Source organism: Stenotrophomonas sp. Steno-C15, assembly GCF_056393265.1.
This window is the reverse complement of record NZ_JBWJPF010000017.1, coordinates 66,414-88,965: the sequence shown is the minus strand read 5'-3', so window position 1 is coordinate 88,965 and position 22,552 is coordinate 66,414. Positions and strand designations below refer to the sequence as shown.

General features: G+C 67.5%; 21 protein-coding genes. 8 read left to right on the top strand and 13 right to left on the bottom strand.

Annotation, left to right across the window (positions count from 1 at the left end):
• Positions 1-28: 28 nt before the first annotated feature.
• The 5 genes from mtnC to AC06FB_RS13585 all read right to left on the bottom strand — a co-directional run bounded on the left by mtnC (position 29) and on the right by AC06FB_RS13585 (position 5,560).
• On the bottom strand, positions 29-724 hold the full coding sequence (gene mtnC / locus AC06FB_RS13605; RefSeq protein ID WP_053516704.1) for an acireductone synthase: 696 nt from the start codon (positions 722-724) through the stop codon (positions 29-31).
• Positions 725-727: 3 nt separating this feature from the next.
• The gene (locus tag AC06FB_RS13600; protein WP_053516703.1) at positions 728-1,285 is read right to left on the bottom strand and encodes a 1,2-dihydroxy-3-keto-5-methylthiopentene dioxygenase; all 558 of its coding nucleotides are present in this window, start codon (positions 1,283-1,285) and stop codon (positions 728-730) included.
• A 78-nt stretch (positions 1,286-1,363) separates the two neighbouring features.
• Positions 1,364-2,005 carry a methylthioribulose 1-phosphate dehydratase gene (locus AC06FB_RS13595; protein WP_065182687.1) on the bottom strand — a complete coding sequence of 214 codons (642 nt, stop codon included), beginning with the start codon at positions 2,003-2,005 and terminating at the stop codon, positions 1,364-1,366.
• 560 nt (positions 2,006-2,565) lie between these two features.
• Positions 2,566-3,993, bottom strand: a complete 1,428-nt coding sequence (locus AC06FB_RS13590) for an amino acid permease (protein ID WP_053519498.1) — start codon at positions 3,991-3,993, stop codon at positions 2,566-2,568.
• Positions 3,994-4,084: 91 nt separating this feature from the next.
• On the bottom strand, positions 4,085-5,560 hold the full coding sequence (locus AC06FB_RS13585; RefSeq protein ID WP_053519499.1) for an amino acid permease: 1,476 nt from the start codon (positions 5,558-5,560) through the stop codon (positions 4,085-4,087).
• Between the two features lie 131 nt (positions 5,561-5,691).
• Here AC06FB_RS13585 and AC06FB_RS13580 point away from each other — a divergent pair, with 131 nt between their 5' ends.
• Complete coding sequence (locus AC06FB_RS13580) at positions 5,692-6,306, top strand: NUDIX hydrolase (RefSeq protein WP_081279755.1); 615 nt, start codon at positions 5,692-5,694, stop codon at positions 6,304-6,306.
• A 94-nt stretch (positions 6,307-6,400) separates the two neighbouring features.
• On the opposite strand, the gene serA is transcribed toward AC06FB_RS13580, so the two are convergent.
• Positions 6,401-7,642, bottom strand: coding sequence for a phosphoglycerate dehydrogenase (gene serA, locus AC06FB_RS13575; protein ID WP_111186471.1), 1,242 nt, complete (start codon positions 7,640-7,642; stop codon positions 6,401-6,403).
• Between the two features lie 171 nt (positions 7,643-7,813).
• On the opposite strand from serA, the gene AC06FB_RS13570 reads away from it, so the two are divergent.
• The 3 genes from AC06FB_RS13570 (at position 7,814) to AC06FB_RS13560 (ending at position 11,464) form a co-directional block, all read left to right on the top strand.
• Positions 7,814-9,202 carry an FAD-binding oxidoreductase gene (locus tag AC06FB_RS13570; protein WP_478053778.1) on the top strand — a complete coding sequence of 463 codons (1,389 nt, stop codon included), beginning with the start codon at positions 7,814-7,816 and terminating at the stop codon, positions 9,200-9,202.
• Between the two features lie 62 nt (positions 9,203-9,264).
• Positions 9,265-9,564, top strand: a complete 300-nt coding sequence (locus AC06FB_RS13565) for a DUF2388 domain-containing protein (RefSeq protein WP_053519503.1) — start codon at positions 9,265-9,267, stop codon at positions 9,562-9,564.
• A gap of 10 nt (positions 9,565-9,574) precedes the next feature.
• A complete protein-coding gene (locus tag AC06FB_RS13560) occupies positions 9,575-11,464 on the top strand; it encodes a DUF7844 domain-containing protein (protein WP_478053777.1) in 1,890 nt (629 codons plus the stop codon).
• Here the strand turns inward: AC06FB_RS13560 and AC06FB_RS13555 are convergent.
• Together AC06FB_RS13555 and AC06FB_RS13550 are read right to left on the bottom strand one after the other, a co-directional pair.
• Positions 11,442-12,509 (bottom strand): ATP-binding protein, encoded by a 1,068-nt coding sequence (locus tag AC06FB_RS13555; RefSeq protein ID WP_053519504.1) that lies wholly within the window; start codon positions 12,507-12,509, stop codon positions 11,442-11,444. The two genes, AC06FB_RS13560 and AC06FB_RS13555, sit on opposite strands and share 23 nt — an antisense overlap.
• Positions 12,509-13,225: a response regulator gene (locus AC06FB_RS13550; RefSeq protein WP_180876004.1), complete on the bottom strand. Its 717-nt coding sequence runs from the start codon at positions 13,223-13,225 to the stop codon at positions 12,509-12,511. The genes AC06FB_RS13555 and AC06FB_RS13550 overlap by 1 nt, the downstream gene beginning before the upstream one ends.
• 129 nt (positions 13,226-13,354) lie before the next feature.
• Between AC06FB_RS13550 and AC06FB_RS13545 the strand changes: the two genes are divergently transcribed.
• The 4 genes from AC06FB_RS13545 (at position 13,355) to AC06FB_RS13530 (ending at position 18,844) form a co-directional block, all read left to right on the top strand.
• A complete protein-coding gene (locus AC06FB_RS13545) occupies positions 13,355-14,503 on the top strand; it encodes an efflux RND transporter periplasmic adaptor subunit (RefSeq protein ID WP_414488050.1) in 1,149 nt (382 codons plus the stop codon).
• 36 nt (positions 14,504-14,539) lie between these two features.
• Positions 14,540-17,683, top strand: a complete 3,144-nt coding sequence (locus tag AC06FB_RS13540) for a multidrug efflux RND transporter permease subunit (RefSeq protein ID WP_478053776.1) — start codon at positions 14,540-14,542, stop codon at positions 17,681-17,683.
• Positions 17,670-18,062 (top strand): nuclear transport factor 2 family protein, encoded by a 393-nt coding sequence (locus tag AC06FB_RS13535; RefSeq protein WP_277381718.1) that lies wholly within the window; start codon positions 17,670-17,672, stop codon positions 18,060-18,062. Before AC06FB_RS13540 ends, AC06FB_RS13535 begins: the two co-directional genes overlap by 14 nt.
• An 83-nt stretch (positions 18,063-18,145) precedes the next feature.
• Positions 18,146-18,844, top strand: a complete 699-nt coding sequence (locus AC06FB_RS13530; protein ID WP_478053775.1) for an MliC family protein — start codon at positions 18,146-18,148, stop codon at positions 18,842-18,844.
• Between the two features lie 53 nt (positions 18,845-18,897).
• Here the strand turns inward: AC06FB_RS13530 and yeiP are convergent, their stop codons facing one another.
• The 5 genes from yeiP to AC06FB_RS13505 form a co-directional block, all read right to left on the bottom strand.
• Positions 18,898-19,464, bottom strand: coding sequence for an elongation factor P-like protein YeiP (gene yeiP / locus AC06FB_RS13525; protein WP_005409468.1), 567 nt, complete (start codon positions 19,462-19,464; stop codon positions 18,898-18,900).
• 48 nt (positions 19,465-19,512) lie between these two features.
• On the bottom strand, positions 19,513-20,283 hold the full coding sequence (locus tag AC06FB_RS13520) for an SDR family oxidoreductase (RefSeq protein ID WP_346475217.1): 771 nt from the start codon (positions 20,281-20,283) through the stop codon (positions 19,513-19,515).
• 103 nt (positions 20,284-20,386) lie between these two features.
• Entirely contained in the window at positions 20,387-21,280 is an 894-nt protein-coding gene (locus AC06FB_RS13515; protein WP_053519511.1) for a hydroxymethylglutaryl-CoA lyase, read from the bottom strand.
• Entirely contained in the window at positions 21,277-21,678 is a 402-nt protein-coding gene (locus tag AC06FB_RS13510) for a VOC family protein (RefSeq protein ID WP_065175603.1), read from the bottom strand. Before AC06FB_RS13510 ends, AC06FB_RS13515 begins: the two co-directional genes overlap by 4 nt.
• A 2-nt stretch (positions 21,679-21,680) precedes the next feature.
• Positions 21,681-22,469, bottom strand: a complete 789-nt coding sequence (locus AC06FB_RS13505; RefSeq protein ID WP_053519513.1) for an enoyl-CoA hydratase/isomerase family protein — start codon at positions 22,467-22,469, stop codon at positions 21,681-21,683.
• Between the last annotated feature and the right edge of the window lie 83 nt (positions 22,470-22,552).

Below are 22,552 nucleotides of genomic sequence, written 5' to 3'. Positions count from 1 at the left end.
GGTTGGCAGCGACCAGAAAGGGATCGTGTTACAGCTGGATCTGCTGGAAGTTCTCGACCCGCTCGTGACCGTGGGCGGCGTCGCCGACGCGCGGCATCGGGTAGTCGTCCAGACGGTCCAGCAGGCGGGTCTGCAGACCCGCCTCGCGCGCGGCATCAAGCTCTTCCACCACGTCGGACAGGAACAGGATCTCGCCTGCCGGCACGCCGATGGACTGGACGATGCGGCGGTAACTGTCGGCCTCACGCTTGCCGCCGATCTCGGTATCGAACCAGCCTGACACCAGCGGGCTGAGATCGCCCGCGTCGCTGAAACCGAAAAACAGCTTCTGCGCCGGCACTGAACCGGAGGAGTAGACGTACAGCGGCAGGCCCGAGGCATGCCATCCCTTCAGCACCGGCGCCACTTCCGGATAGAAGTGCGCGGTGTAGTCGCCACGGCGATAGCCGGCGTCCCAGATCAGGCCCTGCAGCGCCTTCAGCGCCGTGTGCTTGCGGTCCTGGTCGATCCAGCCCTGCAGGGTCTCGGCGACCACGCTGTCCTGGCAGGCGCCGCCGATTTCGCTGGCCACCGTATCCAGCCAGCGGCGCACGTCCGGTCGCTGGCCATGCTCGGCCACGAAGCCGGGCAGCGCCTGGCGCGCATAGGGGAACAGCACGTTCTTGACGAACGAGATGCTGCTGGTGGTGCCTTCGATGTCGGTCAGGATGACGCGGGGCTGCATGGATCAGGATGCCTGGGTCGGAACGTAACGGGGGAATTTCTGCGCGATGTCGGTGCCGGTGAAGTGGCCGACCCAGCCATCCGGCTCGGTGAAGAAGCGGATGGCCACGAAACTCGGCTCCTCGCCCATGTCGAACCAGTGCGTGGTGCCATCGGGCACGGCGATCAGGTCATCCTTCACGCATTCGATCTCGTAGACCTTGTCACCCACGTGCAGGGTGAACAGCCCCGAGCCGGCAACGAAGAAGCGCACTTCGTCTTCCTTGTGGAAGTGCTCGTCGAGGAACTTCCTGCGCAGCTCGGCGCGGTTGGGATTGTCCGGCGCGATCGACGCCACATCCACGCTCTTGAAGCCGCGTTCGGCGACCAGGCGATCGATGTCGGCGCGGTAAGCGGCGAACACCTCGTCCTGGCTGGCGCCCGGCGCGACCGGTGCGGTGGCCTGCCAGCGCTCGAAGGTCACGCCGATCTTCTGCAGCTCGGCAGCGATGATGGCGCCGTCCTGGCTGTCCAGCAGCGGGGATTCGGGGCGGGTGTCGTCGTAGATGCGCAGTCGGCTCATGGCGGCAGCTTGAACGTCTCGGGGGGAGGACAGGGTAGCAGGGTGGCGGGCGGGCGCAGATTGCGGTTTGGAATCTGCTCAGCCACGCAGCCTGCGCAGTTCCAGTTCGCAGTGCAGCAGGAACTCGAATGCCTCAAGGTGGCGGCGCGCTTCGGCCATGTCGCGGCCCCAGGCGTACAGGCCGTGGCCATCGATCAGGTAGCCCCACAGCGTCTGGCGGTCCAGCAGATCCTCGACCTGGGCCGACAGCACGTTCATGTCCTGGGTGTTGGCGAACACCGGAACGTCGATGGCCATCTCGTGCGTGCTGTTGCCGGCAAAGGCTTTCAGCAGCTCATAGCCTTCCAGGCGGATGTGCCCCTGCGGTGCATACAGGCGCGAGGCGACGGTCTGCACCGGCGAATGCGTATGCAGGACGCAGCCGATTTCCGGGAAACGCCGGTACAGCTGCGTGTGCAGCAGCGTCTCGGCGGACGGGCGCAGGGGACGGCCGACGGCCTGGCCATCGAAGTCCACGACCATGATGTCGTCCTCGATCAGCCGCCCCTTGTCCTTGCCGGAGACGGTGATTGCCGCATGGCGGTCGTCGAGCCGATGGGAGAAGTTGCTGCTGGTGGCCGGGGTCCAGCCGGCCTGGGCCAGTTCGCGGACGTTGTCGATCAGCAGCTGGGCGAGCTCGCTCAGGCGCGCGGTGTCATAGGGGAGGGGGGCGGCGTTCATGCGGGCGATTTTACTGGATTCGGCCAACGGCTGAGCCCCTCGTGGCTGTCTCGCCGGGCGGGATTTCTTGCTTTGGCCGGGCGGGTGGGCTGTGCAGGGGACGCCGTAAAGCCATCCTTGGGGGCTTGGCCGCGGCATCCCTGCCGCGGACACCCCTGCACAACCCACCCGCCCGGCCACGGACAGGTTCCGTGCGTGTCAGCCACGGAGTGAAGAAGGAAAAGCGAAAAGCGGGTCGCTTCGCTGCACTTACTCGGAGCGGAGCATGGCTCCGCTCTACAGAGGATTCATCGACCTACGAAAATTCATCTCCTGGACGAATTCATCCACGCATGACGTGGACCAACCAGACGCGCCAGGAGACTGTCGGAGGTGGGGCGGGTTGGGTTCGCGGGGGTGTCCGCGGCATGGATGCCGCGGCCAAGCCTCCAGGGATGGATTCACGGCGTCCCCCGCGAACCCAACCCGTCCCGCCAAACCCTCGGCCCCGCTGTTGCTGTTGCCGTTGCTCCGGCTTCAAAGGCGGGTGCAGGGCCGCAGGCCCTGCAATGCAGAACCCCTTACTTCACCCGCAGGCGGCTGTGCCGGAAGCCGTAGCAGAAATAGATCACGAACCCGAAGAACGTCCACACGCCCATCAGCATCCAGTTGTGCATCGTCATCGCCGACAGCAGCGCCAGGCAGCTGAGCACGCCCAGGCTGCAGATCAGCCACGCCATCGGCATGCGGAACGGGCGCGGCAGGTCCGGTTGGGTGCGGCGCAGGATCAGCACGCCCGCACACACCGCCGCGAAGGCGATCAGCGTGCCCATCGAGGTCAGTTCGCCGAGCACATCCAGCGGGAACAGCGCAGCCAGCAGGGCGATGCCGATTCCGGTGATGACCGTATTGATATGCGGAGTGCGGTACTTCGGATGGATCCGGGTGAACACGGGCGGCAGCAGGCCATCGCGACCCATGATCATGAAGATGCGTGGCTGCGCGATCACCATCACCAGTACGACCGAAGAAAGGCCGACCAGTGCCCCGATTTCCACCACCACCCGCAGCCAGCCCAGCTGGGGATGCGCCGCGACGGCGGTGACCACCGGCTCATCGGTGCCGAGCAGGGTGTACGGCACCAGGCCGGTCATGACGGCCGCCATGGCGATGTACAGCACCGTGCAGACCACCAGCGAGAGCATCATGCCGATCGGCATGTCGCGCTGCGGACGGTGTGACTCCTGTGCCGCCACCGAGACCGCCTCGAAACCGATATAGGCGAAGAACACCATGGCAGCGCCACGCAGCACGCCCTCCATGCCGTACTTGCCGGGCCCCTGGTTCTCCGGAATGAACGGGGTCCAGTTGGCCGGATCGACGTACTTCCAGCCAACCACGATCACCAGCACGATCAGGCCGGTCTTGAGCACCACCATGGCCATGTTCATGGCCGAGGACTTGCTGATGCCCACGTAGCACAGCCAGGTCAGCAGCAGCACCAGGATGGCCGCCGGCAGGTTGGCGATCGCGCCGGTCGGGCGCAGCTGCCCGTCCAGCGGTGCGCTCACCAGTGCGGCCGGCAGGTGGATGTCGAAGTGACTGAGCAGGCTCAGGAAGTAGCCGGTCCAGCTGACCGCCACTGCCGAGGCGGACACGCCGTACTCCAGCACCAGCATCCAGCCGATGAACCAGGCCGAGAGCTCGCCGAAGGTGGCATAGGTATAGGTATAGGCGCTGCCCGAGACCGGCACCATCGAGGCGAACTCGGCGTAGGCCATGGCGCAGAACGCGCAGCAGATGGCGGCCAGCACGAAGGACAGCATGATGGCCGGGCCGGCATGGTTGGCTGCGGCCTGCCCGGTGATGACGAAGATGCCGCCGCCGATCACTGCGCCGATGCCCAGGGCGGTCAACCCCCAGGGTCCGAGGTGGCGGCGCAGGCTCAGGCCATTGGCGTCTTCATGGGCGGCATGCGGGTGCTTGGTGGCCCAGAGTTGCTTGAACATGTGTGGGGATCTTGTCGATGCGCGCCGGGTGGGCGCGCGGGCGGAAACACTGGCAGGAGCAGACGGGCCGGCGCAGGGCCGGCCCGCAGGTTCAGGCGGACTTGGCCAGCTTGCTGTTGCGCATGCCGTAGCCGAAGTAGATCAGCAGGCCCAGCACCGTCCAGCCGACGAACAGATGCCAGTGCACCACGAAGGCCTGCCAGAACAGGAACAGGCAGGCCGCCGCGCCCAGCGGGCAGATGATCCACACCACCGGGACGCGGAACGGACGATGCAGCTCCGGACGGGTATAGCGCAGAACCAGCACGCCGATGCATACGGTTGCGAACGCCAGCAGGGTACCCATCGAGACCAGTTCGCCCAGCACGTTCAGCGGCATCAGGCCGGCCAGTGCCGCAGCGATCACACCGACCACGATCGTGGCCCAGTACGGGGTGCGGAAGCGGGCATGGACCTTGCCGAAGAACTTCGGCAGCAGGCCGTCGCGGGAGATCGTGTAGGCGATGCGGGTCTGGCCCATCATCATCACCAGCACCACCGAGGACAGGCCGGCGATGGCGCCGATCTCGACTGCGGTCTTCAGCCAGGACAGGCTGGCATAGGGCTCCAGCGCGGTGGCCACGGGCTTGTCGGTGCCCAGCAGGTGATACGGCATCATGCCGGTCAGCACGGCGCAGACGATGATGTAGACGAGGGTGCACACGGCCAGCGACCCGAGCAGGCCGATCGGCATGTTGCGCTGCGGGTCCTTGGTTTCGCCGGCTGCGGTGGAAACCGCGTCGAAGCCGATATAGGCGAAGAACACGATGGTGGCGGCACGGAACACGCCGCTCCAGCCGAACTCGCCGGATACGCCGGTGTTCTCCGGAATGAAGGGCTGCCAGTTGGCCGGATCGATGTGGGCGGCGCCGAAGCCGATGAACAGGCAGATCACGGTGACCTTGATGGCCACGATGATGGCGTTGACGAAGGCCGACTGGGTCACGCCGACATACAGCAGGCCCGAGACCGCAGCGACGATCAGGACCGCCGGCAGGTTGAACAGCTTGCCGGAAGAGATGAACTCGCTGCCGGTCCATGCGATCGGTGCCGCACTGAGTGCGTCAGGGAATGGCATGTGCAGCGTGGTGGTGATGAAACTGATCAGGTAGGCCGACCAGCCCACCGCGACCGAGGCCGAGGCGAACAGGTACTCCAGTACCAGACACCAGCCGATGAACCAGGCCATGCCCTCGCCGAGCGTGGCGTAGGAGTAGGAGTAGGCGCTGCCCGATACCGGCATCATCGCGGCGAACTCGGCGTAGCACAGGCCGGCGAGTGCACATGCGATGCCGGCGAAGACGAACGAGAGCATCACTGCCGGGCCGGCGTGGTTGGCCGCGGCCTGACCGGTCAGTACGAAGATGCCTGCACCGATCACCGCCCCTACGCCAAGCAGGATCAGGTGTTTCGCCGTGAGGGTCCGTTTCAGCGTGGCTTCGCCGTCCAGGCTGCCTTCGATGGGTTCGCCGGCATCGACGTGCCCGGCCGGTTGCACCGGCTTGACCCTCAACAGAGCTTTCAGCATGCAGTACTTCCCTAATGATCGGTTTGGGGGCCGTCGATACGTTGCCGGCAGCCCTGAATGGTGAAGGCCGCGCGAACGGCCCGCTGTACCTTAGCCAAAGCTGAAGCCAACGCACAAGCGCAATCGCAACAATGAGCGGCGATAATGAACAGTATTTTTCCGAACCACCCCCATTCATGAGCCACACCGCCGAAACCCTTGCCGCGCTTGATGATCGCCTGCGCAGTCTGCTGCGGGACCATGCGCGCCTCGAGCCCGCCCACGACGCCCTGGCTGCCGAATTCGGCACATTGCTGGACGATCCGGAAGATCCGTTCCGGCGCGAGCGGTTGGCCGGCCACTTCACCGCCAGCTGCTGGCTGGTCAGCGCCGATGGCCAGCGCCTGCTGCTGACCCATCACCGCAAGCTGCAGCGCTGGCTGCAGCTGGGCGGCCACGCCGACGGCGACCGCGACCTGGCCCGGGTGGCGCTGAAGGAGGCAGAGGAGGAGTCGGGGCTGTCCGGGCTGGTGCTGGACGATCCGGCGATCTTCGACCTGGACAAGCACTGGATCCCCGAACGCGGGGACGTGCCGGGGCATTGGCACTACGACGTGCGCTTCGTGATCCGGGCGCTGGGTGGCGAGGACTTCGTGCTCAGCGAGGAATCGCTGGACCTGGCCTGGCGGCCGGTGACCGAAGTCGCGGCCGACCCGGAGTCGGACGAATCGATGCAGCGCATGGCGCGCCGGTGGTTGGCGCGCTGACGGGGACGTCCACCTCATGCGCGGGCCGCCGGGCATGGCCCGGCGCTACCGTGATCGTGTGGACAGTGCCGGGCCGTGCCTGGCGAACCTTCAATCAATACAGGATGCGGGTGCGCAACGTGCCCGGAATGGCTGCCAGTTCTTCGCGCACCGCGGTGGCCTGCTCCTCGCTGGCGGTGATGTCGATCACCACGTAACCCACCTTCGGGTCCGTGCGCAGGAACTGGCCGTCGATGTTGACGTTGTGGCGCGAGAAGATCTCGTTGACCTTGGACAGCACGCCCGGCACGTTCTGGTGGATGTGCAGCAGGCGCAGGCTGTCTTCGTGTTCGGGCAGGGTCACTTCCGGGAAGTTGACCGCCGACAGGGTGCTGCCGTTGTCGCTGTAGCGCACCAGCTTGGCGGCGACTTCCACGCCGATGTTGTCCTGCGCTTCCAGCGTGCTGCCGCCGACATGCGGGGTCAGGATCACGTTGTCGTGGCGGGTCAGCGGTGATTCGAAGATGTCGCCGTTGCCCTTCGGCTCCACCGGGAACACATCCAGTGCAGCCCCACCGACATGGCCGCTGGCCAGCGCTGCGTCCAGCGCATCGATGTCGACCACGGTGCCGCGCGCCGCATTGATCAGGTGCGCGCCCTTGCGCATCTTCGCCAGCTCGGTGCTGCCGATCATCCACTGCGTGGCCGGGGTCTCCGGCACGTGCAGGGTAACGATGTCGGCACGTGCCAGCAGGTCGTCCAGGCTGGCCGCGGCACGCGCATTGCCCAGCGCCAGCTTGGTTTCCACGTCGTGGAAGATCACCTGCATGCCCAGCGATTCGGCCAGCACGCCGACCTGGGTGCCGATGTGGCCGTAGCCGATGATGCCCAGCGTCTTGCCCCGTACCTCATGGCTGCCGCTGGCGGACTTCGACCAGCCGCCGCGGTGGCATTCAGCGTTCTTCTGCGGGATGCCACGGGTCAGCATGATCGCCTCGGCGATCACCAGTTCGGCCACGCTGCGGGTGTTGGAATAGGGCGCGTTGAACACCGGGATGCCGGCCAGCTCGGCCGCGTCCAGATCGACCTGGTTGGTGCCGATGCAGAAGCAGCCCACCGCGATCAGGCGCTTGGCCTCGGCCAGCACCTCGGCGCTGAGCTGGGTGCGCGAACGGATGCCGACGATATGCGCTTCGGCGATGCGCGCCTTCAGTTCGTCCTCGGGCAGCGCCTTGGTGTGCGCCTCGATCTGGCTGTAGCCGGCGGCGCTGAATACCTCCACGGCGGTCTGGCTGACCCCCTCCAGCAACAGCACGCGGATATCCTGCTTCGGGAACGAGGTCTTCTTCGGCGACATGGGGCAACACGGCCAGTGGGACAGGGGCTGACCACTATGCCAGATCGGACCGCCCATGGTGCAGTGCGCAATTGGTTGCATCCGTAGCTATCTGTGCGGCACTGCGGGGCTGGACGCTGGCGCGTGCCACTGGCACGCTTGCCCGTTCGTCACGCACCGCGCTGGACCGTCATGACCGATTCCCGCATTGCCTCGCTGCTGCAGGCCTGTCCCGGCCTGAAGCTGAAGACCGACCCATCCGACCTGGAGCATTACGGTCGCGACTGGACCCGGCGCTGGACGCCGGCGCCGCTGGCGATCGCGCTGCCGGCCACGGTCGAGGAGGTGCAGGCGGTGATGCGCTGGAGCGCGGCCGAAGCGGTTGCGGTCGTGCCCTCCGGCGGCCGTACCGGGCTGTCCGGCGGCGCGGTAGCCGCCCACGGCGAACTGGTGCTGAGCCTGGAACGGATGAACAAGGCCCTGGCCTACGACGCGGTCGACCGGACCTTGGTGGTACAGGCCGGCATGCCGCTCGAAGCGCTGCACAACGCCGCGCTGGAGCATGGATTGATCTATCCGGTCGACTTCGCCGCGCGCGGATCGTGTTCGATCGGCGGCAACATCGCCACCAATGCCGGCGGCATCCGCGTGATCCGGTACGGCAACACCCGTGAATGGATCGCCGGGTTGAAGGTGGTCACTGCCAGCGGCGAACTGCTGGAATTGAACAAGGGCCTGATCAAGAACTCCAGCGGCTACGACTTCCGCCAGCTGCTGATCGGTTCAGAAGGCACGCTGGGCGTGATCGTCGAGGCGACGGTGAAGCTGACCGATCCCCCGCCGGCCAGCAACGTGATGCTGCTGGCGCTGCCCAGCTTCGAGGTGCTCATGCAGGTATTCGCCGCCTTTCGTGCGCGCCTGCAGCTGCAGGCGTTCGAGTTCTTCACCGACCGGGCGCTGGAACACGTGCTGGCACAGGGTGCGCAGGCGCCGTTCGACGAAGTGCATCCGTACTATGTCGTGACCGAGTTCGCTGCCAATGACGAGGCACAGGAAGCCGCGGCCATGGCGGCCTTCGAGGACTGCATGGGCAACGGCTGGGTCAGCGACGGCGTGATCAGCGCCAGCGACGCCCAGGCGGCCCAGCTGTGGCGCCTGCGGGAGGGCATCACCGAATCACTGGCGCGCTACAAGCCCTACAAGAATGACGTCTCGGTGCGTATCTCGGCGATGCCGGCATTCCTGGCCGAGACCCAGGCGCTGATCGGCCAGGCTTATCCACACTTCGATGTGGTCTGGTTCGGCCATATCGGCGACGGCAACCTGCACATCAACGTGCTGAAGCCGGACGACACCAGCGACGCCGAGTTCCTTGCCCAGTGCGAGCAGGTGACCAAGCTGCTGGCGCAGGTGCTGGCGCGTTTCGATGGCAGCATTTCGGCCGAACACGGGATCGGCCTGGTCAAGAAGGGTTACCTGGACAGCACGCGCGGGTCGGCGGAAATCGGGTTGATGAAGGCGGTCAAGCGCGCGTTCGATCCCGAAGGGCGGCTGAACCCGGGCAAGCTGTTCGACGCCTGATCTGGGCAAACCCTTCACGCACCCGTTACGCTCCTCCCATTCCTTCAACCGGCCTTCGACCGATGATCCGACCGTTCCTGCTGATTGCCCTGCTGTCCCTGCCGCTGGCCGGCTTCGCTTCCAGCTTCGCCGGCACCTCGGCCGGTTCGGCAACCGGTGCATCGTCCGGCTCGTCGGGCAGCAGCTCGGGTGACGACAAGGTCGTGCGCGCAGCGCGCGATGATGCCGCGGCCTTTGTCGCCAGCGACGGCCAGATCCGTGGCGCGCGCCTGCAGGCCGCGCTGGTCCATCTGCGCGAGCAGGACGCTGCCGCGCAGCAGCAGAGCGATCTGGAACTGGCGCGCGCCCTGCTGGCGCGTTGATCCGGGCCGCATGCCGCCCGCGGTTTCGCTTGCCGTGGCGCCGGCCGATGCACGGCTGAACGTCTTGCGTACGCGGGCAGCAGCAGATGCCGGCCGCGACCCGGCGCTGTCCAAGCGTGCCCTGCATGCAGGATGGGGTATCGCATTGGTGTGGCTGGCGATACCGGTGGCGCATGCGACCGACCGCCTGCAGCTGGACCCCGCAGGCCTGGACCCAACACAACAACGGCTGGCCCGGCAGACCCTGGCCGACGTGCAGTCGCTGCTGCCCGAGGGGCTGCTGCGCGCGTTGCCGCCGCAGGTGCAGGTGCGCTGGAGTGAGGCCCTGCCGGCCGATGTGCACGGTCGGGCCTTTGGCGGACGCGTGTCGCTGCGTCGCGACCTGCTGGATGAGGAGGTGCCCGGCGCCCGCCGCGCGCGACGCAGCGCGCTGGTGCACGAACTGGCCCACGTTGCCGACCGCAACGGTGCAGGCTGGTCGCGCAGCGCGCGCTGGCGCGATCTGTCCGGCTGGCAGCGCAGGCCGTGGCATCTGGGCCGCGGTGACAATGATTTCCGTGACCGCAGTCCGGATCCCTACGAGCTGACGGATGCGGCCGAGTACCTGGCAGTGAATGCCGAGCATTTCGTGCTCGATGGTGCGTTCGCCTGCCGCCGTCCAGCCCTGGCGCAGTGGTACCGGGCGCATTTCGGCACGCCGCCATCGCTGCCACGCCCGCACTGTGAGGCAACCCTCCCATTGCTGCAGGCCGAAGCGGAGGAGGGGGCAGCCTCGTTGCTGCAGCTGGATCCCGCGCGCGTCTATGCGGTGGACTACCTGTTTGCTGAAGGCAGCCGGCAGCCGATGAGCCGCTGGGGCCACAGCATGCTGCGGCTGGTCATCTGCCGGCCGGGCCGGACGCCGGGACCGGCGTGCCGACTGGATCTCGAACATCACCGCGTACTGTCCTTCCGCGCGTTCGTGGGTGATGTGCAGATTTCCAACTGGCGTGGCCTGACCGGCGACTATCCGTCGCGCTTGTTCGTGCTGCCGCTGCAGCAGGTGGTGGATGAATACACCAAGGTCGAGCTGCGTGGCCTGCAGTCGCTGCCCCTGCGCCTGCAGCGCGAAGAAATCGCCAGCCTGCTGGAACGCACCGCGCAGGTGCATTGGACCTATGACGGACGCTACTACTTCGTCAGCAACAACTGCGCGGTGGAGACTGCGAAACTGCTGCAGGCCGGCGTGCCCCGGCTCGGCCAGGCCGGGCTCGCCCAGCTCACCCCGCGGGGACTGCGGCGTCGGCTGGCACGGCTGCATGTTCTGGACGACCAGGTCCTGGCGGATCGGGCGGGTGCGCAGGCCCAGGGGTATTACTTCGCCTCCGCGCGTGATCATTACCAGCAGCTTTTTTCCGTGGCTACCACCCAGCTCGCCTTGCCGGCGCGCGACGTGCGCGCATGGCTGAATCTGCCCGCGCGCGAGCGCGGCCCCTGGCTGCTGCAGGGTGATCTGCGCGCAAGTGCTGGCCTGCTGCTGCTGGAACAGGCCGCGCAGCGACGCGCGGAGCTGCGCGCGCGTGATGTGCTGAAGCGCCGTCTGCTGGCGGCGCCGGAGAGCGCTGAGGCACGCAGTCTGCGTGAACTGCTGGACCTGAGCGGGCAGTGGCTGCGTCCCGGGGAGCTGCTGGCGGACGGCGGCTACGGCTTGCCGCTGCCTGAGGAGCAGGTACTGCTGGCCGACCGCGTTGCGCTGGCCAGCGCCCAGGCGGTGCCGGCATGGCGGACCCTGCGCATGCAGCTGCGGCAGCAGCTGCCGGCGTCGCAGCGGGGGGAACTCGATGACATCGACGCGAACCTGGCGGTGCTGGGTGAGCGTCTGCGACGGCAGGCGACGCCTACTGACGCGGCAGTTCGATGACGAAGCGGCTGCCGCCGCTGCCACCGGGCGCGCAGTAGACCTTTCCGCCATGTGCATCGGCGATGGCCTTGACCACGGCCAGGCCCAGGCCGCTGCCACCACCCTGGCGCGAACGTGAACCGTCGGCGCGCATGAAGGGGCTGAAGATGTCCGCGTGCAGTGCCGGATCGATGCCGGGGCCCTCATCCTCGATGGCAACCTGCACGTGCCCCGGGGTGTCATGCACGGCGATCCGCACCCGGCCCGGGCTGGCGTAGCGGCGTGCGTTCTCCAGCAACGCAAGAAGCGCCTGCCGCAGGCGGGTCGGATCGCAGTGGGCGTTGTGCTCCTCGCGGCTGGTCTCCAGTTCCAGCACGAAGCCGGCCGCGCGGAACTGGGGATCGACCAGGGTCATCACCGAGTGCACTTCGGCCACCACATCGGTACGGGCGCGGCGCACGTCCAGCCGGGCGTTGTCCGCCAGGCTCAGCACGCGCAGATCCTCGATCAGCCGCGACAGCCCTTCCACCTGCGCCAGCAGGCTGCGGAACTGCGATTCGTCGGGGTGGAACACGCCTTCGGCCAGGCCCTGCAGGCGACCGCGCAGGATGGTGACCGGCGTGCGCAGTTCGTGGGCGATGGCGGCGTGCCACATCATCCGTTCGCTTTCCATGTGCTGCAGGCGGCGCGCCATCGCGTTGAAGTCGTCGACCAGCGCGGCGACCTCGCCGGGAGAGTTGCCGTCGGCGCTGGCACGTGCGCCCAGGTCGCCGCTGGCCAGCGCGCGCACGCTGTCGACCAGCGAATTCAACGGGGACAGGATACGGTGGGCGAGGCGGAACGATGCGGCGATCGCAAGGGCCAGCCCGGTCAGGATGACACCGACCATCCAGGCCAGTTCGGGACCGGTGGGCAGCCAGCTCTCCGGCTCGACCGTACTGGCCGGCGAAAACTCGACCAGCACCGCATACAGCAGCCAGGACGAGAGGATCATCATCACGATGACGCCGATCACCATCAGCGACATCGAGACGACGATGTGCCGGCTGAGCCCGGACCGGCGCATCAGCGGTCGGCCATCAGGCGGTAACCGACGCCGCGCACGCTGGCCGGGATGTTGACCATGCCCACGTCGTCCAGCTTGCGGCGCAGCTTGCTGACATGGCTGTCGACCGTGCGCTCCAGCGCTTCACTCTCAGGCAGGCATTCATGCATCAGTTCGCTGCGGCTGAAGATGCGGGTCGGTGCCAGGGCCATGCAGTGCAGCAGCTTGAACTCGGTCAGCGTCAGCAGGACTTCATGGCTGTAGCCATCGCCCTCCACATGCACGGCATGGGTTGCCGGATCGATCAGCAGCTGCCCGATGCGCAGTGCCGCCGGTGCATCCACGCGTGAGGATCTGAGCGTCCGCCGCAGCACCGCGCGCACGCGCGCAGCCACCTCGGCCGGGTTGAACGGCTTGACCACGTAGTCGTCGGCACCCATGCGCAGCGCGGTCAGCTTGTCCAGGTCCTGGTCGAGCGCGGTCAGCATGATCACCGGCGTTTCCCCGCGCTGGCGCAGCTGGCTCAGCACGCTCCATCCGTCCAGCCGCGGCAGTTGTACATCCAGCAGGACCAGGTCCGGACGCATGTTGCGGTGCAGGTCCAGTGCACTGTGGCCGTCGCCGGCGCGCAGGGTGCGCAGGCCCTCACGTTCAAGATAGGCAGTGAGGATGTCGGCGATCTCGGCCTCGTCCTCCACGATCAGGACCAGGGCGGCGAGGGCGGTGGAGGCGTGCATGCGTAGATCAGGCCATAAGGTGCTTGCCTCCATCGTATCTCCACACTTCCTCCATCGAAACCCCATCATCGCCGCGCAGACTGCGCGCTTCATGACCTATCCGCCGCGCCCGCGGCATTGTGCACAGCAATGAGAACCTTCAGGACCCCGGCCGCGTTGATCGCGGTCCTCGCCTTGGCCATGACGGCCTGTTCCTCGCCCGAAGCCAGCCCCGAACCCGCACCGCGCGTGAGTGTGGTCACCGTCGGCCCACAGGTCGTGCAGCGCGACGATGAGCTGCCGGGCCGCGTGACGGCCGTGCGTACCGCACAGATCCGTGCGCAGGTCGGCGGCATCGTGCAGCGTCGCCTGTTCGAGCAGGGGGCCGAAGTCACCGCCGGGCAGGCGTTGTTCCAGATCGATCCGGCGGCCTTCCGTGCGGACGTCGATTCGGCGCTGGCGGCCCTGCAGCGCAGCGAGGCGGCGCTTGCCCGCAGCCGTGTGCAGTCGCAGCGGCTGCACGCCCTGGCGGCGGCGCAGGCCGTCAGCCAGCAGCATCGCGACGACGCCAGCGCCGAGTACGAGCAGGCGCGCGCCGCGGTGAATGAAGCCCGGGCGATTCTTGCCCGCCGCCAGCTGGACCTGCGCTATGCGACGGTCAGCGCGCCGATCAGCGGACGCATCGATCAGGCATGGGTGACCGAGGGAGCGCTGGTCGGCGTGGCCGATGCCGAGCCGATGGCGGTGGTGCAGCAGATCGACCAGGTCTACGTGGATGTTCGCCAGCCTGCGTCCCAGCTGGAGTCGCTGCAGCGCAGCGCCGCGAGCGGTGGACAGTCGTCGGTGGCGATCATCGGCCCGGCGGGCCGGCCGTTGTCGGAACGTGGCGAGCTGCTGTTCTCCGGCATCAGCGTCGATGCGCGTACGGGCGATGTGATGCTGCGCATCCTGGTGAACAACCCGCAGCGCCAGCTGCTGCCCGGAATGTACGTACGGGCAAGAGTGCCGCGCGGTGCTCCGTCCAGTGCGCTGGTTCTGCCGCAGCAGGCCGTACTGCGCAGTGCCGGTGGTCAGGCCTACGCCTGGGTGGTCGGCAGTGACGGCAGGGCGGTGATCCGCACGCTGGAGATCGATGGCAGCGTGGATCGGCAGTGGCTGGTCCGGCATGGCCTGAAGGCGGGCGAGAAGGTGGTCGTCGAAGGCCAGGAGCGCCTGCAGGAGGGCGTGGTGGTCCAGATGCACGACTGGTCACGGCCCGTCGCCATTGCCGGGGCTGCACCGTCAGGTCGTCAGGGCTGAGTCCGCCAGGACCCGGCCGATCCAGGAAAATCCAACATGGCACGTTTCTTCATCGATCGCCCGGTGTTCGCCTGGGTGCTGGCGATCTTCATCATCCTTGCCGGTGTCCTGGCGATTCCGCGGTTGGCCGTGGAGCGTTACCCGGCAGTCGCTCCGCCCAGTGTCAGCATCTATGCGAGCTATCCAGGCGCAAGCCCGCAGACATTGAACGATGCGGTGGTCGCGCTGATCGAGCGCGAACTGTCCAGCGTCAAGCACCTGCTGTACTTCGAATCGTCGGTGGATACCTCCGGGGAGGCGTCGATCACGGCGACCTTCCAGCCGGGAACCAACCCCGAACTGGCCCAGGTCGATGTGCAGAACCGGATCAAGGCGATCGAGCCGCGGTTGCCGCGCAGCGTGCGCCAGAACGGGCTGTACGTGGAGGCGGCCGATTCCGGTTTCCTGATGCTGGTCGGCCTGCGTTCGCCGGATGCCAGCGTCAGCGAGGCCGCGCTGGGTGACTTCATGGCGCGCAACATCATCGAGGAACTGCGCCGCATCGACGGTGTCGGGCGCGTGCAGCTGTTCGGCGCGGAGCAGGCGATGCGCGTCTGGCTCGATCCCACGCGGCTGAACGGGTACGGCCTGACCATCGGTGACGTTGCCAGCGCCATCGAGCAGCAGAACCTGGAGATCGCACCGGGTCGCATCGGCGACTCCCCCGGTCTGCCCGGCCAGCGCCTGACCGTGCCGCTGACCGCCGATGGCCAGCTGTCCACGCCCGCGCAGTTCGCTTCGATCGTGCTGCGTGCGCGGGCGGATGGCTCGCGGGTACTGCTGGGTGACGTCGCCCGGGTCGAACTGGGGGCGCAGAGCTACGCCTGGGGTACCCGAGAGGATGGTCAGCCTGCGACGGCGGCGGGCGTCCAGCTGCGGCCCGGTGCGAACGCCGTACGCACTGCGGCAGCGGTGCGCGAGAGGATGGCCGAGCTGGCGCCGCTGCTGCCGCGTGGTGTCGAGGCGAGCATTCCGTTCGATACCGCACCCTTCGTCAGCATCTCGATCCGCAAAGTAGTGCAGACACTGCTGGAGGCCATGCTGCTGGTGTTCGCGGTGATGTACCTGTTCCTGCAGAACTGGCGCTATACGCTGATACCTGCCGTGGTCGCGCCGATTGCGCTGCTGGGTACGTTCGCGGCGATGCTGGCGCTGGGGTTCTCGATCAACGTCCTCACCATGTTCGGCATGGTGCTGGCGATCGGCATCATCGTCGATGATGCGATCGTGGTGGTCGAAGGCGTGGAACGGATCATGGCCGAGGAGGGGTTGCCACCCCGCGAGGCGACGATCAAGGCAATGCGCGAACTGACCGGCGCGGTGATCGGCATCACCCTGGTACTGACCGCGGTGTTCATTCCGATGGCGTTCGCCAGTGGTTCGGTAGGCGCGATCTACCGTCAGTTCACCGTGGCGATGTCGGTATCGATCCTGTTCTCCGCACTGCTGGCGCTCAGCCTCACGCCTGCACTGTGCGCCACGCTGCTGCGCGGAAGTACACGCGGGCATCATGGCCGCAGTGGCCTGTTCGGCGCCTTCAACCGCGGCTTCGAGCGGATGACCGGCCGCTACCAGCGTGGCGTGGCCGCTGTGCTGCAGCGAAGCGGGCGCGTGATGGGGGTGTTCGTCGCACTGGTGGCAGCGCTTCTGCTGGGCCTGAACGGGTTGCCCGGGGCATTCCTGCCGGAGGAGGACCAGGGGTACTTCATGACCTCGATCCAGCTGCCGGCCGAGGCGACCACCGAGCGCACGCTTGCCGTCGTTGAAGCGTACGAACGTCACGTGGCCTCGCGCCCCGGCGTTGCATCCAACCAGTCGATCCTCGGGTACAGCTTCTCCGGCTCGGGGCCGAGTGCGGCACTGGCCTACACGATGCTGAAGGATTGGGGGGAGCGTGCCGGTGCGACGGCTGCCGGCGAGGTGGAGGCGGTACGGAAGGCGATGTCGACGCTGGTCGAGGGCGAAGTCATGAGCGTGATGCCGCCGGCCATCGACAGCCTCGGCCGCTCGTCAGGCTTCTCGCTGGCGCTGCAGGCGCGGACCGGGCAGACCCAGGCCGAGCTGCGCGCTGCCCTCCAGCAGCTGCTGCAGCTGGCCCAGGCCAGCACACTGCTGTCCGATGTGCATGCCGATGGAATGCCCGCAGGTACCAGCGTCCGGCTTGACATCGATCGCGCCAAGGCCGAGGCGATGGGCGTGGCGTTCAGCGAGATCAGCGGAACGCTGTCGGCGGCAATGGGCTCGCAATACGTCAACGACTTTCCGAACAAGGGACGGCTGCAGCAGGTCATCGTCCAGGCCGATGCGCAGTACCGGATGGAGCTGGGCGACGTGCTCAAGCTGTATGTCCGCAACAGCGAAGGGGGCATGGTGGCGCTGTCGGAGCTGGTCGATCCGCAGTGGACGGAAGCGCCCCTGCAGCTGCAGCGCTATCTCGGCTTCCCGGCATTGAATCTGTCCGGCGCGCCCGCGTCGGGCGTTTCCACCGGGCAGGCGATGGACGAGATGGAGCGCCTGGCCCGGCAGCTGCCGGCGGGCTTCGCACTGCAGTGGACCAGTCAGTCGCTGCAGGAGCGCGAGTCCGGCGCGCAGGCCCCGTGGTTGCTGCTGCTGTCGATGCTGGTGGTGTTCCTGGTCCTGGCGGCGCTGTACGAGAGCTGGTCCATACCAATGGCGGTGATGCTGGTGGTGCCGCTGGGCCTGCTGGGAGCCGTAGCGGCGGTGCTGCTGCGGGGCATGCCCAACGACGTTTTCTTCAAGGTCGGCATGATCACGGTGATCGGCCTGTCGGCGAAGAACGCGATCCTGATCGTCGAGTTCGCGCGACAGCTGCAGCAGCAGGGACGCGGGCTGGTGGAAGCGGCCGTGGAGGCAGCGCGCCTGCGCCTGCGGCCCATCGTGATGACGTCGCTGGCGTTCGCGCTCGGCGTGGTGCCCCTGATGGTGGCGCAGGGTGCCTCGAAGGAAACACAGCAGGCAATCGGTACCGGTGTGTTCGGTGGCATGGTCAGCGCGACCGTGCTCGCGGTGTTCTTCGTGCCGGTGTTCTATGTGGTGGTGCAGGGGGTGCGGCAACGGATCGCGCGGCGCCTGCGCAGGCGCCGGCCACTGCCGGAAGGATCTACGGATGGGAACGGATAACGGTCAAACGCTGCACGACGTACAGCTGAAGGCGCTGGAACGGCGCCTGTGCCAGGCCCTGATCGAGGGTGATCGGCAGGCACTGTCGCTGCTGTTGTCGCCGGCGATGTTCATGATGGATGGCGATGGCGGGCGTCTGTTTGATCTGCCCTGGCTGGATGACTGGTTGGGCGGGCACCTGCAGGTGCGGGTGCTGCATCTGCAGGCGGTGGACACCCTGCTGTGCGGTCGGCTGGCGCTGCTGTCCAGCCCGGTGCAGATGGTGGTCGTCCGGCACGGGCAGGAGCAGGCATTGCGGGTGCGTCTGTTGCGGGTCTGGGCCTGTAGTTCCGGCGGGGAGGGCGCGCAGCTGCTGTCGATGACGGTGCTCGCGGCGTGAACGCGATCACATCGGTTTCAGCGCCGGCTCATCGCCGGATGATAGGGTGGTTATCTTCAGTACGGTCGACAAGGAGTCGAGTCATGCGTGTAGTTTCCAGTCTGTCGGCGGCTTCGCTGGCCCTGGTGCTGGCGGCCTGCCAGCCATCGACACCGCCTGCCGCAGCAGGTGGCACGGCTGACCCGGCGCCGCCGGAGCCGCAGCCGCTGTCCACGAACTCGACCGCCAGCCAGACGGCCTATCAGTGTGGCGATCTGGCCGTGCGTGCGACGTTCAACGGCGAGGACGCAGCCACCGTGGTGATCGGGGATCGCACGTTCGCCATGACCTCCGAGCGTGCTGCTTCGGGGGCGAAGTACGGCGACGGGCAGGGCAACAGTTTCTGGACGAAGGGCCACGACGACGGGCTGCTCAGCCTGAAGGGCGAAGTGGACCGCGAGTGCCGCGCGGTGGAGGCCACGGAAGGCGACGGCCGTGCCGGTGCTGCCGCGTTCAGGGCGACCGGCAACGAACCGGGCTGGCTGGCGGTGGTCGACGGTGACACGCCGGGCCTGCAGGTGCAGGTCGATTATGGCCAGCGGCACTTCGACGTGGGCGCGCCCAACCAGGGGGCGGACGGGTGGAGTGGCAAGGCTGCGGACGGTACCGACATCAAGCTCACCTTCCAGCGCACGACGTGCACGGACGACATGAGCGGCGAGCCGTTCGAGGCGAAGGCGATGCTGACCGTCGGCACGCGCCAGTACCATGGGTGTGGCAATTTCGGCGCCAGGCAGCCGTAAGTTGGTCGGCAGAGCCGAGCGGGGCTCGGCTCTGCCAGGCGCGTGCGGTCAGCTCAGTCCGCGCGGCCTGCGAACTCGCCGGTGGCAGTGTTCACCAGCACGCGTTCGCCATTGACGATGTACTCCGGCACCATGATCTCGATCCCGGTATTGAGCTTGGCCGGTTTCGGACGCTTGGTGGCGGTGCCGCCCTTCAGTTCCGGCGGGGTCTCGATCACTTCCAGCACCACCGAGGCCGGCAACTGGATGGCCACCGGCTGCTCGTCGATCACCTGCACGTAGATGCCGGTCAGGCCATCGGTGATGTAGCCGGCGTCGTCGCCGATGACGTCCGCATCCAGGGTGTAGGGGGTGTAGTCCTCGTCATCGAGGAAGACGAACGCATCGCCATCCTTGTACGAATAGGTGGACTGGCGGCGCAGCAGTTCGACCTCGACCAGATTGTCGTCGGCATCGAAGCTGGCATCGAGCTTGTTGCCGCCCGGCACGCTGTACATGATGAAGCGGAAGCGGACGTTGCCACCCCGGCCCTGCGGGGAGCTGCGCTCGATGTCGCGGATCTGGTAGACGCCGTTGTTGTACTCGACGACGTTGCCCTTCTTGATGTCGTTGGCTTTCATGGTGATCTGGGTCGTTGGGGGTGGACGCCGTCCCGGCGCCCGGGGGAATCACTTCGGAGCGAGGCGGGTAGCGCCGTCCAGGCGGATGGTCTCGCCATTGAGGTAGGTGTTGCCGAGGATGAAGCCGACCAGGCTGGCGAAATCCTCCGGCTTGCCCAGCCGCGACGGGAACGGGATCGAGGCGGCAAGCGACTGCTGTACGGCTTCGGGCATGCCATCGACCATCGGTGTCCAGAACACGCCCGGGGCGATGGTGTTGACGCGGATGCCGAAGCGCGAGAGCTCGCGGGCCATCGGCAGCGTCATCGACACCACACCGCCCTTGCTGGCGGCGTACGCGGCCTGGCCGATCTGGCCCTCATAGGCGGCGATGCTGGCGGTGTTGATGATGACACCCCGTTCGCCATCGGCGCCGGCCTCGTTGTGCTGCATGCGGTTGGCGGCGGCCTTGGCCACGTTGAAGCTGCCGACCAGGTTGACCATCACCGTGCCCTGGAAGCCGGCCAGCGGCATCGGACCTTCCTTGCCGAGCACACGGCCCGCGCCGAGGATGCCGGCGCAGTTCATCGCCACGTTGAGCCCGCCGAGGAAATCGTGGGCCTGGTCGATGGCCGCCGCCACGGCAGCTTCATCACTGACGTTGACGTTGAAATAGCGGGCGTTGTCGGCACCCAGCGTGGCGACGGCGGCGCTGCCTTTGTCGTCGTTGAGGTCGAACAGGGCCACCTTGCCGCCTTGGGCGACGAGGTGCTCGGCCACGGCCAGGCCAAGGCCGGAAACGCCGCCGGTGATCACGGCACGTACGGAAGACAGCTGCATTGCACGGTCCTGCAGGTTCGAGAACCGCCGATTCTAACGGAAGCCACGACCGCTGCCGTTGTGCACCGCGCCGCCCGGAGCCCGGGCGACGCGCCCTGATGAATCAGACGGCCGCGAGGGCCTGGCCGGTGCGGCTGGCGGTCGCACGCCCGAGCAGGCCGGCCAGCCAACGACCGGTTTCCGCCAGCGCCGGCAGGTCCACCCCGCTGTCCAGGCCAAGGCCCTGCAGCAGATAGACCACGTCCTCGCTGGCGACGTTGCCGCTGGCGCCTTTCGCGTAAGGGCAGCCGCCCGCGCCGGAGACGGCGCTGTCGACCACGCGCACGCCTTCTTCCAGGCAGGTGGCGATGTTGGCAATGGCCTGCCCGTAGGTGTCATGGAAGTGCACGGCCAGCGCGCTCATCGGGATCTCCGCGGCGACTGCCTGCAGCATCGCCCGCGCCTTGCGCGGCGTGCCGACGCCGATCGTGTCGCCCAGCGAGATCTCATAGCAGCCCATCTGGTGCAGGGCGCGCGCCACCCGCACCACATCGGCCAGGGGGACCTCGCCCTGGTAGGGACACCCCAGCACGGTGGAGACATAGCCGCGCACCCGTACGCCATCGGCGGCGGCGCGGCGCAGGATCGGCTCGAAGCGGGCCAGCGACTCGTCGATGCCGGCGTTGGTGTTGGTGCGGTTGAACGCCTCGGAGGCGGCCGTGAACACCGCCACTTCCTCCACGCCGACCGCGAGCGCCCGCTCGTAGCCCTGTTCATTCGGTACCAGCACTGGATAGTGGATGCCGGGCCGGCGCTGGATGCCGGCATAGACCTCAGCGGCATCCGCCAGCTGCGGCACCCACTTCGGGCTGACGAAACTGGTCGCTTCGATGCTGCGCAGGCCGGTGGCCGACAGGCGGTTGATGAGCTCGATCTTGTCGGCCGTAGAGACCGGTTGCTTTTCGTTCTGCAGGCCGTCCCGCGGGCCGACCTCGACGATGCGGACGTAGTCGCTCATGCCTCCGTCTCCGCAGCGGGGCGCTGGCAGACCGCCTCGATGTTGTTGCCGTCCGGGTCGAGCACGAAGGCGGCGTAGTAGTTCGGGTGATACCAGGGACGTACGCCGGGACCGCCATTGTCGCGTCCTCCGGCGGCCAGGGCGGCGGCATGGAACGCGTCCACCTGCGCGCGGCCGGTACAGGCGAAGGCGACGTGCACGCCATGGCTGACGCTGCCGCCATTGCCGATCCAGAAGAACGGCTTGCCATCGCGGCCGAAGCCGACCTGGTCATGGGTGCCGGTCTGCTCCGCGGTGACTTCCATCACCACGCCGATCTGCAGTGGGGCCAGTGCCTGGCTGAAGAACGCCCTGCTGCGCGCCAGGTCGGCGCTGGTCAAACCAAGATGATCGAGCATGTTCAGGCCTCCGTGACCCAATGGGGGGCGCGCTTGTCGAGGAAGGCGCCCAGGCCTTCCTGACCCTCGGCCGAGACCCGCAGGCGCGCGATCAGGGCGGCATTGTCGCGGTCGAGCGCATCGCGGTCATGGCTGTCACGGACCTGCCGGACCAGGCGCTTGGCCGACGCTGAGGCGATCGGGCCGGCCTTGTCGAGCAGGGCCAGCTGGCGCTGCACCGCCTCGTCCAGCCGCTCCGGTTCCACCAGCTGGTGCACCAGGCCGATGCGCAGCGCGGTGTCGGCGTCGAAGTGCTCGCCGGTCGCGAACCAGCGGCGGGCCTGACGCGGCCCGATCGCCTCGATCACGTACGGTGAGATCACGGCGGGCAGCAGGCCAAGGCGGCTTTCGGTCAGGCCGAACCGGGCGCTGGTGCTGGCGATGGCGATGTCGCAGCAGGCGACCAGGCCGACACCCCCGCCGAAGGCGGCACCGTGGACCCGGGCCAGGGTCGGCTTGGGCAGTTCGTCCAGGGTGCGCATCAGGCGCGCCAGGGCCAGCGAATCCTCGCGGTTGTCAGCCTCGCTGGCAGCGGCCATGCCCCGCATCCACTGCAGGTCGGCACCGGCCGAGAAGGATGCGCCGTGGCCGGCCACCACCACTGCGCGCACCGCGTCTTCCCGCCCGGCCGCCTCCAGCGCGGCGGTCAGCCGGGCGATCAGGCCGGCATCGAAGGCGTTGTGCAGCTCCGGCCGGTTCAGCCAGAGGGTGAGGACGGCGCCACTGCGCTCGATCTGCAAAGCATCGTTCATGGGATTCCAGGGTCACTCCATACCTGTATGGATCATAGCGGGCCATTGGTCATGGGCCATGACGCGACGCGGGAATGTTAGAA